The sequence below is a fragment of the Stappia sp. P2PMeth1 genome (assembly GCF_900185735.1).
Taxonomy (GTDB): Bacteria; Pseudomonadota; Alphaproteobacteria; order Rhizobiales; family Stappiaceae; genus Stappia.
The window spans coordinates 1-15,380 of the sequence record NZ_FYAW01000011.1; the positions used below are offsets into that span (position 1 = coordinate 1).

Below are 15,380 nucleotides of genomic sequence, written 5' to 3' on the forward strand. Positions count from 1 at the left end.
CCGGGAACCTTGATGACTACGGGTGCAAACCCGACCCCGGCACGGTCGCCGGCCGCTGGTCTCCCGGACGGGTGTGTCCGGGAGACCACCCAAACTCTACCACCAATGCAAACAAACAACCCCGGCCAAGCGGAGCCGCGACCCGGGGCCTATTGGCTGCCAGAGCACTGATGAGGACGCGCTGGCCGAGCCCCACTCTCCGGCTGTCGTCCCGGTTCCGGCGAAGCCGAAGACCGGGATCTAGCAACCCCGAACGGTTCGGCTCACGCCCCGGTGCTGCAGCATCCTCCCGGACGCAATCCTCTCCTCTCGTCCTCCCGGACGGCGCGTGAGCGCCGAGCCGGGACCGGAGAGCCGAGGGCCTTTCGGCAGCGCTCCCCGCCGTCCCCACAAACGCGCGTGCCTCCCGCGCGCAGGCGCCCCCGACCGAAAACACCGGCGCCAACCAGCCGTTTGTGCTGGCAATGCGTCCGCCGGACTCCCATATGACGGGCGTTGTTCTCGACAAGAGCCGATCGGAGGAAATCCCTGATGCAAGCTGCCGCCCGCCGGATGCGCAAGACGACAGCCGTTATTGCCCTTGGAATTGCCACGCTTTTCGCCGCCGTCGACTTTGCCGAAGCCCGGCGCGCCGGCAGCGGCGGCTTCGGCAGCCGCGGTGCCCGCACCTTTTCCGCCCCCGCCCCGACCAACACCGCCCCCGGCACCGCCGCGCCGATGCAGCGCACGATGACGCCGCAGCCGGCGCAGGGCCAGCAGGCAGTGCCGGGCGGCGCCCGCCAGCCGCAGGCGGCCCAGCCCTCGCGCGGCCTCTTCGGCGGCATGGGCGGCGCCCTGCTTGGCGGCCTTCTCATGGGCGGCCTGATCGGCATGCTCTTCGGCGGCGGCCTCGGCGGCTTTGCCGGCTTCCTCGGCCTTCTCCTGCAGGTGGCGCTGATCGGCTTTCTCGTCGTCCTGGCGATGCGCTTCTTCGGCGCGCGGCGCGAGCAGCCCGCAGCCGCGGCGGCCGGTGGCGCCCACCCGAATTTCGGCGGCCATGCCGGGGACACCACCCGCACCCCGTTCAGCTTCGGCGGCATGGGGAGCACCGGCATGGGCAGCGGCACGGCCACCCCGTTCCAGGCTCCGGTCATGGAAACGCCGCTCGATCTGGAAGAGGCCGATTTCGATCGCTTCGAGCAGATGCTGGCCGACGTGCAGGACGCCTATGGCCGCGAGGACTACGCCGCGCTGCGCCGTCTGGCGACGCCCGAGGCGATGTCCTTCCTCGCCGAGGAACTGGGCGAACTCGCCTCTGCCGGCAAGCGCAATGCCGTCTCGGACGTGAAGCTGCTGCAGGGCGACCTCTCGGAGGCCTGGAGCGAAGGCGACGACGACTACGCGACCGTCGCCATGCGCTTTTCCGCCCTCGACGCCATCCTCGACCGCAATTCCGGCCGCGTCCTCTCGGGCAGCCTGGAAGAGCCGCAGGAAAGCACCGAATTGTGGACCTTCCGCCGCCAGAAGGGCGGCGACTGGGTGCTCGCGGCCATCCAGGGCACCGAGTAAGCCTCTCCGGCCGCTCCGCGCCTCCTTTGAAACCGCCCCAGCCGGGGCGGTTTTTTTGCGCCCGCCGCGCGATATAAGCTTTTTCTAATATATATCCGAATTGCGATGGTGATTATCGCCGATGATTCCATAAGGGAAAATACAAATACATTGATTTTGAGGAAAAAAGACTTAGGCAATTTTTACGATGCAACCAACTGAACTAAAAAATATTTTCAAATTGTTTATATGCAACTTCAGGTTATTTTATGTTTTTGTTAATTGGCGATGAGGATCATGAGGCGCACGGAAACCTGCATCAGTGTCGAAGCTGCAACCTTGACGATTGACGACTTGACGCCGATTCTCAACACAAGGTTTTGAAAAATGATCTCTTCGCGCCACCGAACCAGCCGCCTGCGCTCAATCGCCGCGAAAATTCTCGGCCTCGTCGCGTTCCTCGGGGCAATGATGCTCGTCATTGCCGCAACCGGCCTCCTGCAAATGCAGAAGATCGGCGAGGAACTGACGGAGATTGCCGAGGAGACCATTCCCCTGACGGTGAACGTCACCAATGTCACCCTGCACCAGATGGAGCAGGCGCTGCTGCTGGAACGGCTGCTGAGGGCCGCCGATCTGAAGGCGTCCGAGGCCACCGGCACGATCGCCGACCTGACAGCCGGCCTGACGAGGCTGGCTGCGACCGTCCAGGCGGAGATCCTCCAGGCGGAAGACCTGGCCGAGCACGGCATCAAGCTCGCGACGACGCCGGAGCACCGGCTGAAATACGAGGCCGTGCTGGCGCAGTTGAAGCGCATCGAGACGGAACACCAGACCTACGACCGGCACATCCGCGAGGTCATCGACCGGATCGGCGCCGGGGACATCGCCAGGGCCTCGACTGTCGCGGTGGAACTGGAGCGCGAGCAGCAGGCGCTGAACGCGGAACTGGCGGCGCTGACCGCGGATCTCAACAGGTTCACCGAGGACTCCGCCCGCGAGGCCAAGGCGCACGAGCTGCACGGGCTGAAGATCATGGCGACCGTGTCGCTCTTCGCCCTGACGGCGGGGCTCGCCATCGCCCTGCTGCTCTCGATCTTCGGCATCAGCCGGCCGCTGCGCGCCGTCGTTCATGCGCTCAACCGGCTGGCGCAGGACGACACCAGCGTGCAGATCGCCGTGCGCAGCCGCGACGAGATCGGCGAACTCGCCGTGGCGTTCGAGTCCTTCCGCGAGAAGACCATCGAGATCCGGCGCCTGCAGGAGCAGGCGAGGGAAGAGGAAGAGCGCATCGAGCACGAGAAGCGCGCGGCAACGCTCCGCCTTGCCGACAGTCTCGAGACCACGGTCAAGGGCGTCTCCGACAGTATCGCAACCGTCGTGAAGGAGCTGGAAGCCACAGCGCAGATGCTGGCGAAGAACGCCAACGAGACCTCGGGCACCGCCAACACGGTCGCGGCCGCCGCCGAGGAATCGAGCCGCGGCGTCCAGACCGTCGCCTCGGCGGCCGAAGAGCTCTCCGCCTCCATCGGCGAGATCAGCCGCCAGGTGACCGCCGCCCTCGGCGCCGCCGGCACCACCTCCGAGAATGCCCGCAGCTCCAGCCAGACGGTCGGCGCGCTCTCCGCCTCCGCCCGCAAGATCGACGCCGTGGTCAAGCTCATCAACGACATCGCCGAACAGACCAACCTGCTCGCCCTCAACGCCACCATCGAGGCGGCGCGGGCCGGCGAGGCCGGCAGGGGTTTTGCCGTGGTCGCCGGCGAGGTCAAGGCGCTGGCCAACCAGACCGGACGGGCGACCGAGGACATCAGCCGCCAGGTCGGCGACATGCAGTCGGGCGCCGCCCTCACCTCCTCCGCCATCGAGGCGGTGGTCGCCGCCATCGGCCAGATCAACGGCCAGATCTCGGCCATCGCCTCGGCGATCGAGGAGCAGAACGCGGTGACCGCCGAAATCGCCCGCAATGTCCACGAGGTGGCGCAGGGCAGCGACGAGATCACCCGCAGCATCTCCACGGTGCGCGAAAGCGCCATGGACTCAAGCTCCGGCGCCCGCCAGGTGCTGTCCACCGTCGGCGTGCTGTCGCAGCAGTCGAACACCCTGCAGCACGAGTTGGCGACCTTCCTGGCCAACATCCGGGCGGCCTGACGGCTGCCCGGCCCACGCCGAGGCGGAAAAATAATCCGCCTTTTCAGGACGATAGCGCGGCTGTATCGTCGTCCGCCGGCAATGGAGCCGCGCTTGATCCTGGGGTTAGTCGCATGACTGCAAAGACAATTCTGGCCACCGTGACGGCACTGCTGATCGCCACCGGCACTGCTGCCGCAAACGAGTGGAAGTTCGATCTGGAAAACCGCTCGGCCGCCAATGTCACCTCGTTCCGCACCCAGGAAAACGGCGTGTGGAGCGACAACTGGCTCGACGAGATCATCCTGCCGGGCGACACGTTCGAGATGGACTTCGGCACCAACGAGGGCGAGTGCACCGTGCGCACCCGCATCGACTTCACCGACGGCACCTATGTCGACGCCAATATCGACTATTGCAACATGACGACGATCACCGTCCGCAACAAGGACGTGGTCTGGAAGTAGCCGCACCGATCGCGGAAGCCGATGGCAGCGGGCCGTCCCACCGGGCGGCCCGCATCAGGTTGCGGCAACAGCACCACGCCGCCGCCACCGTGCTCCCCTACCTGCCCGCCGCCGCGAACATCCAGTTGAGCACCAGCCGCCAGTCGGTCATGCGGATCGGCGTGCCGTGGGTGCCGGTCTCGAACAGCACGAAGCGCGCCGGATAGTCGGACTTGCGCGCCTTCAGCCGCTCGTAGAAGGCGGCCTGCCGCTTCCAGTTATAGACCTCGTCCCAGCTCCCATGGCCGAAATAGATCGGCAGCCGCCCGGAGCGGAACGTGCCGCTCGACAGGAAGTCCTCGTCCCAGGTCGAGCCCATCAGCAGCATGCCGCCCATCATCGCCGCCGCGCCGCTGTCGCGCGCCAGCCGCCAGCACAGGAAGCCGCCCATCGAGCCGCAGGCGACATAGACCCGCGCCTGCGGCGCCTGGCTCACATAGTGCTGCATCAATGCCTTGACGTCGCCCGCCCCGCGCGCGTCGAAATCCTTGACGTCCAGCGTCATGTAGAGGCCGGAATTGCGCACCATCAGGTTCTTGATGCGGTTGAAATTGCCGCCGAAGCTGACGTCGTTCATGCCCTGGAAGCGGTTGCCGCCCTGGCCGTGCACATAGATGACGATCGCCCTGGCGCCGCGCGGCTCGCCGACCCGCATATAGGTGATCGTCCGCCCGCCGGCCGTCAGCTTCAGGTCCTTCTGCGAACTGCTCGGCCGCATCGAGACATATTCGCCGAAGACCTCGCGCTCCCACTCCTTGTCGCGCTGGTGGATGTCGCGGCGCTTGTCGTAGTCGACGATGACGAAGGCGTCGTCCGCCTTGCCGGCCAGCAATCCCGGATAGGCGAACAGCCGGTCCTTGAACGGCTCCAGTTGATAGGCCGCGGCCGGGCTTGCGCCCACCAGGGTCAGCAGGAGCAACAGAGCGGCGACGACGCGCGGCGGCAGGGTCGGGGTGCGGGTCACGGTCGCGGTCACGGTGCAGGCTCTCTCCTCAGCAGTCGGCCGGCGCTTCGGCCCGGTTCCGGATCATTCACCAGCCCTGGCCCGTTTCGCAAGGGCGACCAGGCGCGGGCGCAGCTCGCCCGCGCTTTCCAGCGGCGGATCGAAGTCGAGCCGCGCCACCCTGTCGCCGTCGACGAGATCGAGCCCCGCCGGATCGAGCGAGGACAGGCGCCAGGGGCCGGGCCGCGCCTTCGCCAGCGTCTGCGCGTAGAGCCGAACCGCGTCGAGATGATCCTGGTTCATGTGCTCGACCGCCCCTGCCTCGGCGGCGGCAAGCTCCGCCAGGACCTCTCCCGACAGCAGCAGGTCCTCCGCCGTCAGGTGATAGGCCTTACCGAAACCGCCATTGAGGCTCGCGCGCTCGGGGACGATGCGGAAGAAGGCGAAATCGGCGAAGTCGACATAGAGCTGGGCCTTCGGGTGGCGCAGCAGATAGCGCCGCCGCACGGCCGCGTGCGCCGGATCCGCCGGATCGATCCGCTCTGCCCGGCCGACCAGGCTGAGGCGCGGATGCGCCAGCGGGTCGCCCTTGCCCGGCTCGCCGACCAGCAGCGAGCAGCGCGGATCCGCGAGGATCGCCCCCGTGTGCTGCGACAGCCGCGAGACCAGCATCACCGGCGTGCCGTCCATTTCGGTGGCAAGGCCGACGCGCGAGACGAAGGGCATGCCGTCGGCCGGGTCGAGCACGCCGAGCGCGCCGTAGCGCGCCAGCCGCATCAGCCGGCGCGACAGATGCCGCGCCTCGTCGTCGGTGGGCCGGATCACCTCCGGCCGGTCGTCTTCAGCCATGGCGGAGCTCTGCTCGTTTCGGGGTCGCAGGATGGGTCGAACTGGCTGGCGCGGCAGCGCGTGGCTGCCGGTGTTTTGCCCGTGCCGCGGCCGGAAAGCAATGGCCGGCGACGGCCGGGCCGGGCGTCCGGGCCTTGCTGTCGCCACATTGCGAGCAATGGTATGACGGCAGACACCTTTCCAAGGGAGGCCTGCCATGGCCGCAAACGCCGCCCGCCGCGCGGGGCGACTGACCTCCTGGATCGTCAGGGGCGTCCTCGTCGCCGTGCTCGCGCTCGCCGTCGACATCACCGCGCCGCGCCCCGCCGCCGCCGAGACCGTCACCCCTGTCGGCAACCATGCCGGCCAGCACCGGGGTGGCCAATACCGGGGTGGCCAGTACCGGGGCGGTCAGCACCGGGGCGGCCGGCATTGGGGCGGCCACCGCGCGCATCGCCACTATCGGCCGCAGCGGCACTACCGGGTCCAGCGGCACTATCGGCCCTATCGCGACGACTGGAACTACCGCTATGGCGGCAGCGGCGTCTATTTCGGCGCCGGGGCGGCGACGGTGTTCGGCCTTGCCGCCGGCGCCATCCTCGGCCAGGGGCTCGCGGCCCCGCGCTATGTCGCCCCCTACCCGGTTGCCCCGTCCCGCGTCGTCCGCGGTGCGCACGCTCCCTGGACGCCGCAGTGGTACGCCTATTGCGCCCGCAAATATCGAAGCTTTAACCCCAACACCGGATACTATCTTGCCTATTCGGGCCGCTATCGCTTCTGCCGCTGAGCGGCGGTGCGCGGCCCCTGGCGGCAGCCTGCGAAACCTGAACGCCAGATGAACGGGCGTCTCAGTCGACGTTCAAGCGCCGGGTGGCACTGTCGCCCCATGAACACTTAAAGCCACTGGAAGGAACGACCCATGGCCCTGAAGCAACTCTCTGCCCGCGCTCTTGCCGTTGCGCTTGCCGGCGCCCTGCTCGTGCCGGCACTCGCCCCTTCCGCCGAGGCCCGCGACGGCCGCCATGGCTGGGGCAATGGCGGCGGCTACAAGCATCACCGGGTGCACCGTCCGCACCGCCCGCATCCCGGCTATCGCCACCATCATCGCGGCAATCGCGGCAACGATGTCGGCGCGGCCGTTGCCGCCGGCGTGATCGGCCTTGCCGCCGGCGCGATCCTCGGATCGGCGCTCAGCGCCCCGCAGCCGGTCTATGAGCCGGAATACATCTACCGCGATCCGCTGCCCCCGCGCGGCACCGTCTATTTCGACCCGGCCGACCGCAGCAATCCCTACACCCCGGCCCCGCCGGTGGTGGTGACCCGCGGCACCCTGCAGCCCTATACCCCGGAATGGTATTCCTATTGCGCGTCCAAGTACCGGAGCTTCAACCCGAACACCGGCACCTACACGACCTATCAGGGCCAGCAGCGCTTCTGCCAGTAAGGGCGCAAGCCCGCTGACGGCCCCCTCCCCGAACGGCCCGGCTCCTCCCGCCGGGCCGTTTCGCGTTTGCCGCGCTTCCCGGCTTGCGGCAGCCGCAGCGTGTATCCACCTGAAAACACTTGCGGCCCGGCCGTATGTGGTGATGATCGTCCCCCGCTGAGCGGAGGAAACCATGCTGTCTGCCCTTGATCTTGCCCGGTCGCTGGATGCCGGGACGCTGACCATCGATGCGCTGTACGACGAGATCGCCGCGCGCATCGCCGGGCAGGAAGCGGTGGTCCAGGCCTTCGTCCAGCACGACCTGGAGGCCGCCCGCCGCGCCGCCCATGCCGCGCGCGGCCCGCTGATGGGCCTGCCGCTCGCCGTGAAGGACAATATCGACACGGCCGGCTTCCCGACCAGCTACGGCTCGCCGATCCATGCCGGCCATCGTCCGGCGGTCGACGCGGCCGTCGTCGCGCTGGCAAAGCGTGCCGGCGCCGCGATCCTCGGCAAGACCGTCACCACCGAATTCGCCTTCTTCCAGCCCGGCCCGACCCGCAACCCGCACAATCCCGAGCACACGCCGGGAGGTTCCTCCTCCGGCTCCGCCGCCGGCGTTGCCGCCGGCTTCTTCCCGCTGGCCCTCGGCACCCAGACCGGCGGCTCGGTGGTGCGGCCGGCCTCCTTCTGCGGCGTCGCCGGTTTCAAGCCGTCCTTCGGCCATCTGCCGACCGTCGGCCTGAAATATTTCTCCTGGACGCTGGACACGCTCGGCCTGTTCGGCAAGGGCATCGCCGACGTCGCCTTCGCCGGCAGCGTGCTGTCGGCGCGTGACTGGCGGGTGGATGCGATGGTGTCGCTGCCGCCGCGCATCGGCGTCGTCGATCCGCAGCCCTGGGCCCAGGCCGACGACGACATGCAGGGAGCGCTGGACACCGCCATCGCCCGCGCCGGCCGCGCCGGTGCCGCCGTCTCCCGCGTGTCGCTGCCGCCGGTCTTCCGCGAGGCCTTCGCCGCCCACCAGACCATCCAGGATTTCGAGGCGACCCGCGCCCTCGCCGCCGAGGTCGACACGGCGCCCGAACTGATCAGCCCGATCCTGATGAAGACGCTGGAAGAGGGCGCGCTGATCGAGCCGGCCGCCTATGACGCGGCCCAGGAGGTCGCGCGGCAGGCCCGCCATGCCTTCGCCGAGGTGATCACCCAGGTCGATGTGCTGATGATGCCCTCCGCGCCGGGCGCGGCCCCGGCCGGGCTCGCCTCCACCGGCTCCTCCGTCTTCAACCGGCTCTGGACGCTGATGGGCGGACCCAGCGTCAACGTGCCGGGCCTTGCGACGGCGGGCGGCCTGCCGCTCGGCATCCAGTTGATCGGGCTGCATGGCCGCGACCGGGCGACGCTGCTCGCCGCGCGCTGGCTGGAGGAGTGCCTGGCGAAGGGGACCTGAGCCCCGCGCAGGGTTCGGGCCGGGCCGATGCCGGATGACCGGGGCCAGGCCTGTCGGGGATAACGGATCTCGGGAGGACGGAAGGGAAGGAGGACAGGTCCGGGCTCAGCCCTGGCCGATCTCCACCGGCAGCTTCATCTTGCGGGCCATGGCGATGAACTCGCCGCGCGCCGTCTCCAGCGTCAGCGCCGCATAGCGGCGCACCGACTCGGTCGAGCTTGCCGACGACATCCGCATCTTCTTGGCGCGCATCCGCACGACCTTGCCATAGGCCTCGTCGGAGACACCGGCGATGCGGGCCAGCACCAACAGCGGATGCTCGTCCTCGCGCGACAGCAGCGGCACCACGACGTTTTCCGGCCAGCCGACCCGGCCGGCCAGCACCTTGCCGAGGTCGAAGGCGCGGTCCTTGTCGGCGAAGGCGACGACCGCCTGGTCGACGGGCACGGTGCCGGCGATCGCCCCCTCGATCAGTTGCTCGACCTTCGACTTGGCGCCGCCGATCTCGCGCAGGCGGATCTCGATCTCGCGCGCGGAATGCTCGGCCATCGCCTTGGTCAGCACCGGATTGGCGTTCTCCTCGCGCAATTGCTGGGCGAGGTCGCGCGACAGCATCGGCACCAGCTTCGCCGCGATCGGCTCCGGCAGATCCGGCCGGTGCGCCAGCGCCGTCTGCAGACCGGCATCCTTGCGGGCGCGCGCGACCAGCAGTTCGAACGACCCCGTGTCGATCCTGGCGGTCTCGTTGCCGAGCAGCGCGCAGAGCACGTCGCTGTCGCCCTTCTGGGCGAGCACCCGGCTCAGCACCGGCTTGATTCCCTGCCTCTCGCACAGCACCGCCAGATGCCGCGTCGGCAGCCCCTCTCCGGCGACCTCGGCCAGGTCCTCGTCGTTGAGCAGCCCGCCGTCCTCCAGCACCGGCCGGGCGACGGCCAGTTCGCTGTCTTTCGCCAGCGCCTTCAACAGATCGCGCGGCGCCTCCGTCTCGGCGCGCATGCGCGAGGCCATCTGCTTGCGGACCGGGATGTCGAGCCGGTCGAGCACGCGCAGCACCACATCGCCGAACACCGGACTGACCCGGCTGCGCTCCTGGCTCTCCGCCCTGAGGAACAGCTCGGTCAGCGCCGAGATGAGTTCGCCGATGCTCTCCGGCGACCCCTGACGCGCCAGTTCCGTCAGATCCGCAGTTTTCATCCCAAGTCCTTCCAAATCTTTCACGCCAGAGCATAGACCGATCCAGTTTCTCTCCAGTTAACCCAGGGTCGAACTCTGTAACTTCCGGTAGGGAATTGTTAGCTAAGGGCTTTTCGGGAGAGGAGCGGAGGCGGCGAGGCGATTTTCGCGATGTTGCAGTGCAGCATGGATTGTCTGGCGGTGCCGCGCAACCGGCCCCCTGTTCCGCCTGCCCCGCGCAAATGACCGGAGACGTGCCCGGCGAAACCGGAGCCTGCGCTCGCCATTCCTGACGAGGCCAACGCCGCGGCCATGTGACTGCGACGCAACGCAGCATCTTTTTCGCTTTGCCGGCTGGCCCCGGTAACTTATCCTTCACCCATCGAGAGACTGCGGGAGGCCACAACATGACACTTGTCCGCAACATCAATCTCTTGGCCGTGTGTGCGGCATTCGCCTTCGTCGGTGCCATCGTCATCGGCGTGTTCTGAGGCCGAGAGGCCCAGGCAGGGGCATGCAGGTCGAGGTTCGTGCCCTCCTCTGAGGGAGGGACGCAGGAGACATGCACTTTCCGGATTTGTAGAGCCGCGTATCAATTTTTGGCGATTTCGGAACGGAATTTTGCAAAATTCGTCGCAAAATTCGCGCGCCCCCAACAAGCAATCCTGAGAGGCCGGATGCCGGGGACAACCGGCATCCCCTCGATTCTCGGCTTTTGTCGAGGATCCACCAGTTTCGGCGCCCGGGCCTTGCCCCGGGCGTTTGCATGTGGGGTGCGCGCCGACGGCCCCGCTTTGCCCGAAGCTCCTGCTTTTGCGCGAAAATCTCCGGTCTCCCGGTGTCTTGCGGAAAGATTCTGTAAGTTTGCCCCGCTACAGTGGCGACTGGGTTGATGGCAAGCGCGCGGCACGGCAGCCGTGCCGCGGCGTTTGCGGGCAACGGGGGACAGAGTGCATGAGCAAGGTGTTGCGACGGGTCGCAGGCGGCCACTGGACCGGAATTTTTGCGAGCGCGGTTGCAATCGCCGCAAGCGCGGGAACCGCAGCCGCCCAGAGCGCGACAGCCATGGAGATGGCTGCCGATAAGCCCTTGGTTCGACTTGGACTTGAGCTGCGAGCGGCGCTTGCCGAGACGCTCGGCGCGGCCGCCGCGATGCCTTCAATGATCTCCGCTGCCATTGCCGGCCGCGCCGGGGATAACCCCGACTGGCTGCTGGCGACGCTCGGCGTGCTCGCCGCCTCGCTCATTGTCGGCGGCTTCGCTCTTGCTGCCTGCGAGCGCTGGTTGTTCGCCCGGCTGCTGCCGGCCCGCCCGCCCGAGGCGACGCGCGCGGCCCGCATCAGCCGCCTGATCGCCCGCGCCGTCCTGATGGCGATCGCCGTCGCCGCCTTCTATACCGCCGCCCTGGCCGCCGCCTTCCTCCTGGCCTCGCATCACGCGGCGGGCCGGGTCACCCTGCTCATCGGCCTGCAGAGCTTTGGAATCCTTCTGCTTCTTCGCATCGTCCTGACCGCTGTCTTGTCGCCCGGCAACGCCGGCATACGGATGCTGGACCTCGACGAGGCCAGCGCCGTCAGCCTCTATCGCTGGCTGCTGGCGACCGGCGCGGTCGCCGCCGTCACCGTTGCGCTGCACGAATGGCTGGATGCGATGGACCTCGATCCGGGCGGCCACCGGCTGCTGGCGATTCTCTCGGTCGGCGTCACCTGCCTGATGCTGTCGGGGGTGGCGGTGGCCCATCGCGGCGCCCTCGGCCGCCTCGTTGCCGGCCCCGACGCAGACGGGGACAACGGCTACCGCCGGATGGTCCAGCGCCTCTGGCTTCCCCTGCTTCTCCTCTATTTCGCTGTTGCCTTCGTCGTCTCCACCGGCCGGCTTTTGCTGGAGCGCGAGGCCGCCATCGGCCTCGTCGCTGCGCCGGTTCTGGCCGGCCTGATCTGGGCCGCCGCCTATGGCGCGCTGGTGCTGGTCATCGACCGGCTGCTGCTGCCGCGCCTCGACAGTTCCAGCCGCCAGACGCGGCGCAGCGAGGATTTGGCAAGGGCGGAGGAAGCGGCCGGCGAACTGCCGGACCGCGAGGCGGTGCAGGCGCAGGCCGCCGCCGAGGCGGTGGAGGCCGAGGGTAGGCGTTCGCCCTATCGCAACCTGCTCGACCATGGGGCGACGATCCTGTCGGCCGTGATAGCTCTCGGATACGTGCTGTCGCGCTGGGGGATAGATCCCCGCGACAAGAGTTCCCTCGTCGGCAACCTCTTCGAAATCGGCGTCGTCATCTTCCTCGCCTATATGAGCTACCGGGCGGTGGAACTGACCATCGACCGCCAGCTTCACCGCGAACGCGGCCAGCCGGGCGAGCGCAGCGACGAGATCGAGATCGGCGGTCCCGGCCAGAGCCGGCTGTCGACCCTGCTGCCGATTTTCCGCCATTTCCTGCTGATCACCATCGTCGTGATCGGCGGCATGATCGTGCTGTCGCATCTCGGCATCGACATCGCCCCGCTGTTCGCCGGCGCCGGCGTCGTCGGCCTTGCCGTCGGCTTCGGCTCGCAGGCGCTGATCCGCGACATCTTCTCCGGCGCCTTCTTCCTGATCGACGACGCCTTCCGCAAGGGCGAGTATATCGACCTTGGCAGCGTCAAGGGCACGGTCGAGAAGATCTCGATCCGCTCCATGCAACTGCGCCACCACAACGGACCGCTGAACACCGTGCCCTTCGGGGAAATCAAGCACGTGAAGAACTTCTCCCGCGACTGGGCGGTGATGAAACTGGCCTTCCGCGTCACCTACGAAACGGACGTGGAAAAGATGCGCAAGCTGATCAAGAAGTTCGGCGAAAGCCTGATGCAGCATCCCGACTACGGACCGAAATTCCTGCAGCCGGTGAAGTCGCAGGGCGTCACGGCGCTGGAGGATTCGGCAATGATCGTCCGCGTCAAGTTCATGACCCGGCCGGGCGACCAGTTCGTGCTGCGAAAGGTCGTCTACTCCGGCATTCGTGACCTGTGCGAAGCCAACGGCATCCACTTCGCCCACCGCGAAGTGACCGTCCGCGTTGCCCAGGACCCGGCCGATCCGCGCCATTTCACGGACGCCGAAAAACAGGCGATCGCCGGCGCCGTCCGTCCGCTGCTGGAGCAGGCGCCGGTGAAGGACCCGCTGGTGGAGGCGGCCGAGTCCCGCTGAAAACCAAGCTTCCTCGGGTTTGAGCGGTTCCCTCGGGCGGCCAGCCAGTCTGCGATCACCTCCGCGTAGCGCCGGGGATAACCTGAGGGCGCGGCCCGCGCGCGGGCGCCACCTGCCACGTGGAAGGCGGCAGGGAGGTCGATCCGCCCTTGCATCTTGAACGATTTAGGCATAAAGATATCTTTATATCTTCCTGCGATGCTGAAATTCGAGCAGGCCTGCTTCCGAGGATGCGCATGACCACCAACGCGAACACCGCCGGCACCCCTGCCGCTGCCGCCCCTGCAGCCGGCGAGCCGCTGCTCAGCGCCGAGCAGTTGCTGGCCGGCCTGCGCACGGTCGGCGAGGACACGCGGCTGCGCCTTCTGGCCCTGCTGGCCGATGGCGAACTGACCGTCAAGGACGCGACCGTCATCCTCGGCCAGAGCCAGCCGCGAATCTCGCGTCATCTCAAGCTCTTGACCGAGGCCGGCCTCGTTCAGCGCTTCCCGGAAGGGGCCTGGGTATTCTACCGGCTCGGCGACGGCCCGATGGGCGATCTCGCCCGCCTGCTGCTGTCCCGCCTTGATCCGCAGGACGCGGTGCTGGCCGGCGACCGGGTGCGCCTTGCCGCCACCCGCCGCGCCAAGGCCGAGGCCGCAGCCGCCTTCTTCGCCTCGCGCGCCAAGACCTGGGACCAGGAGCGCTCGCTGCATGTGCCGGAAGCGGCCGTCGAGCAGGCCCTGCGCGAGATGGTCGGCGAGCGGCCGTTCCGCTCGTTGCTGGACCTTGGCACCGGCACCGGCAGCCTGATCTCGCTCTTTGCCGGCCAGTATGAGCAGGCACTCGGCCTCGACGCCAGCCACGACATGCTGACCGTCGCCCGCGCCAATCTCGCCCGCCAGGGCCTGCGCAACGTGCAGGTCCGCCAGGGCGATATCTACGCGCTCAACATTCCGGCCGAAAGCCACGACCTGATCACCCTGCATCAGGTGCTGCATTTCCTCGACGATCCGGGCCGGGCGATCGAGGAGGCGGCGCGGGTGCTCAGGCCCGGCGGCCGGCTGCTGATCGTCGACTTCGCCCCGCACGCGCTGGAATTCCTGCGCGACGAGCACGCCCATCGCCGCCTCGGCTTCTCGCGCGAGCAGATGGGGCGCTGGCTGCACGCCGCCGGCCTGGAAGTCACCGAGATCCGCGACCTCAACCCGGAAGCGGGCGAGGCCGACCGGCTCACCGTCACCATCTGGCTCGCCCGCGATCCGCGCATCATTTCGGATTTCCCAGAACTTAGCCTGACCCAGGAGGTCGCCTGACATGTCATCGCCCGAGAGATTCCGCCGCTTCGAGCTGGACCAGGGAACCGGCGTTTCCGTCTCCTTCGAGTTCTTTCCGCCGAAGAGCGACAAGATGGAAACCTCGCTCTGGTCGGCCGTCCAGCGGCTTGAGCCGCTCGGCCCCTCCTTCGTCTCGGTGACCTATGGCGCCGGCGGCTCGACCCGCGAGCGCACCCATCGCACCGTCGAGCGGATGGTGAAGGAGACCCGCCTGGCGCCGGCCGCGCATCTGACCTGTGTCGGCTCCTCGCGCGCCGAGGTCGACGAGATCGTGCGCGGCTACCACGAGATCGGCGTGCGCCACATCGTCGCCCTGCGCGGCGATCCGCAGGAAGGGCTGGGCGCGATCTACCAGCCGCACCCGCAGGGCTATGCCTATGCCTCCGACTTGGTGGCTGGCATCCGCCGCGTCTCCGACGATTTCGAGGTGTCCGTCTCCGCCTATCCGGAGCGCCACCCCGAGAGCCCCGACTGGGCGGCGGAGATCGACAACCTGAAGCGCAAGGTGGACGCCGGCGCGACCCGGGCGATCACCCAGTACTTCTTCGACAACGACCTGTTCGAGACCTTCCTGGAGAAGGTGCGCGCGGCCGGCATCGCCATCCCGATCGTTCCGGGCATCCTGCCGATCGTCAATTTCGAGACCACCATGGTGTTCTCGGCAAAATGCGGCACCTCGATCCCGCACTGGCTGGCGCGGCGCTTCGCCGGGCTCGACCAGGACACGGAGACGCGCAAGCTGGTCGCCTCGGCGGTGGCCAGCGAGCAGGTGCTGGACCTCGTCGACCGCGGCGTCACCGACTTCCACTTCTACACCATGAACCGCGCGGACCTCACTCTCGCGATCTGCCACATGCTGGGCCTGCGCCCGGCCTCTCTGGAACAGCAGGCGGCCTGAGAC

At 68.1% G+C, this 15,380-nt stretch carries 12 protein-coding genes; 9 read left to right on the top strand and 3 right to left on the bottom strand.

Annotated features, from left to right (window positions below):
* Nucleotides 1-531: 531 nt before the first annotated feature.
* The 3 genes from P2PM1_RS05935 (at nt 532) to P2PM1_RS05945 (ending at nt 4,124) form a co-directional block, all read left to right on the top strand.
* A complete protein-coding gene (locus P2PM1_RS05935; RefSeq protein WP_186398492.1) occupies nt 532-1,548 on the top strand; it encodes a TIM44-like domain-containing protein in 1,017 nt (338 codons plus the stop codon).
* Between the two features lie 366 nt (nt 1,549-1,914).
* Nucleotides 1,915-3,678 (top strand): methyl-accepting chemotaxis protein, encoded by a 1,764-nt coding sequence (locus P2PM1_RS05940; protein WP_208985198.1) that lies wholly within the window; start codon nt 1,915-1,917, stop codon nt 3,676-3,678.
* 113 nt (nt 3,679-3,791) lie between these two features.
* Nucleotides 3,792-4,124 (top strand): hypothetical protein, encoded by a 333-nt coding sequence (locus P2PM1_RS05945; RefSeq protein WP_186398493.1) that lies wholly within the window; start codon nt 3,792-3,794, stop codon nt 4,122-4,124.
* 97 nt (nt 4,125-4,221) lie between these two features.
* On the opposite strand, the gene P2PM1_RS05950 is transcribed toward P2PM1_RS05945, so the two are convergent.
* Together P2PM1_RS05950 and P2PM1_RS05955 are read right to left on the bottom strand one after the other, a co-directional pair.
* Nucleotides 4,222-5,139 (bottom strand): alpha/beta hydrolase, encoded by a 918-nt coding sequence (locus tag P2PM1_RS05950; protein WP_244301425.1) that lies wholly within the window; start codon nt 5,137-5,139, stop codon nt 4,222-4,224.
* A gap of 51 nt (nt 5,140-5,190) precedes the next feature.
* The gene (locus P2PM1_RS05955) at nt 5,191-5,955 is read right to left on the bottom strand and encodes a HugZ family protein (RefSeq protein WP_186398494.1); all 765 of its coding nucleotides are present in this window, start codon (nt 5,953-5,955) and stop codon (nt 5,191-5,193) included.
* A 196-nt stretch (nt 5,956-6,151) separates the two neighbouring features.
* On the opposite strand from P2PM1_RS05955, the gene P2PM1_RS25205 reads away from it, so the two are divergent.
* The 3 genes from P2PM1_RS25205 to P2PM1_RS05970 all read left to right on the top strand — a co-directional run bounded on the left by P2PM1_RS25205 (nt 6,152) and on the right by P2PM1_RS05970 (nt 8,807).
* Nucleotides 6,152-6,721 (top strand): BA14K family protein, encoded by a 570-nt coding sequence (locus tag P2PM1_RS25205; protein WP_208985199.1) that lies wholly within the window; start codon nt 6,152-6,154, stop codon nt 6,719-6,721.
* 132 nt (nt 6,722-6,853) lie between these two features.
* Nucleotides 6,854-7,378: a BA14K family protein gene (locus tag P2PM1_RS05965; protein WP_208985200.1), complete on the top strand. Its 525-nt coding sequence runs from the start codon at nt 6,854-6,856 to the stop codon at nt 7,376-7,378.
* Nucleotides 7,379-7,550: 172 nt separating this feature from the next.
* Entirely contained in the window at nt 7,551-8,807 is a 1,257-nt protein-coding gene (locus tag P2PM1_RS05970) for an amidase (protein ID WP_186398495.1), read from the top strand.
* Between the two features lie 105 nt (nt 8,808-8,912).
* Here the strand turns inward: P2PM1_RS05970 and P2PM1_RS05975 are convergent, their stop codons facing one another.
* Nucleotides 8,913-10,001: a DUF2336 domain-containing protein gene (locus P2PM1_RS05975; protein WP_186387317.1), complete on the bottom strand. Its 1,089-nt coding sequence runs from the start codon at nt 9,999-10,001 to the stop codon at nt 8,913-8,915.
* 1,068 nt (nt 10,002-11,069) lie between these two features.
* On the opposite strand from P2PM1_RS05975, the gene P2PM1_RS05980 reads away from it, so the two are divergent.
* The 3 genes from P2PM1_RS05980 (at nt 11,070) to metF (ending at nt 15,377) form a co-directional block, all read left to right on the top strand.
* A complete protein-coding gene (locus P2PM1_RS05980; protein ID WP_186398496.1) occupies nt 11,070-13,163 on the top strand; it encodes a mechanosensitive ion channel family protein in 2,094 nt (697 codons plus the stop codon).
* 236 nt (nt 13,164-13,399) lie between these two features.
* Nucleotides 13,400-14,458, top strand: coding sequence for a metalloregulator ArsR/SmtB family transcription factor (locus P2PM1_RS05985; protein WP_186398497.1), 1,059 nt, complete (start codon nt 13,400-13,402; stop codon nt 14,456-14,458).
* Nucleotide 14,459: 1 nt separating this feature from the next.
* Nucleotides 14,460-15,377, top strand: a complete 918-nt coding sequence (gene metF, locus P2PM1_RS05990; protein WP_186398498.1) for a methylenetetrahydrofolate reductase [NAD(P)H] — start codon at nt 14,460-14,462, stop codon at nt 15,375-15,377.
* Nucleotides 15,378-15,380 lie beyond the last annotated feature (3 nt).

Coding starts and splice junctions, on each gene's coding strand:
- metF (WP_186398498.1), top strand. CDS start 14,460: ATGTCATCGCCCGAGAGATTCCGCCGCTTCGAGCTGGACCAGGGAACC.
- P2PM1_RS05970 (WP_186398495.1), top strand. CDS start 7,551: ATGCTGTCTGCCCTTGATCTTGCCCGGTCGCTGGATGCCGGGACGCTG.
- P2PM1_RS05975 (WP_186387317.1), bottom strand. CDS start 10,001: ATGAAAACTGCGGATCTGACGGAACTGGCGCGTCAGGGGTCGCCGGAG.
- P2PM1_RS05985 (WP_186398497.1), top strand. CDS start 13,400: ATGACCACCAACGCGAACACCGCCGGCACCCCTGCCGCTGCCGCCCCT.
- P2PM1_RS05935 (WP_186398492.1), top strand. CDS start 532: ATGCAAGCTGCCGCCCGCCGGATGCGCAAGACGACAGCCGTTATTGCC.
- P2PM1_RS05945 (WP_186398493.1), top strand. CDS start 3,792: ATGACTGCAAAGACAATTCTGGCCACCGTGACGGCACTGCTGATCGCC.
- P2PM1_RS05965 (WP_208985200.1), top strand. CDS start 6,854: ATGGCCCTGAAGCAACTCTCTGCCCGCGCTCTTGCCGTTGCGCTTGCC.
- P2PM1_RS25205 (WP_208985199.1), top strand. CDS start 6,152: ATGGCCGCAAACGCCGCCCGCCGCGCGGGGCGACTGACCTCCTGGATC.
- P2PM1_RS05940 (WP_208985198.1), top strand. CDS start 1,915: ATGATCTCTTCGCGCCACCGAACCAGCCGCCTGCGCTCAATCGCCGCG.
- P2PM1_RS05955 (WP_186398494.1), bottom strand. CDS start 5,955: ATGGCTGAAGACGACCGGCCGGAGGTGATCCGGCCCACCGACGACGAG.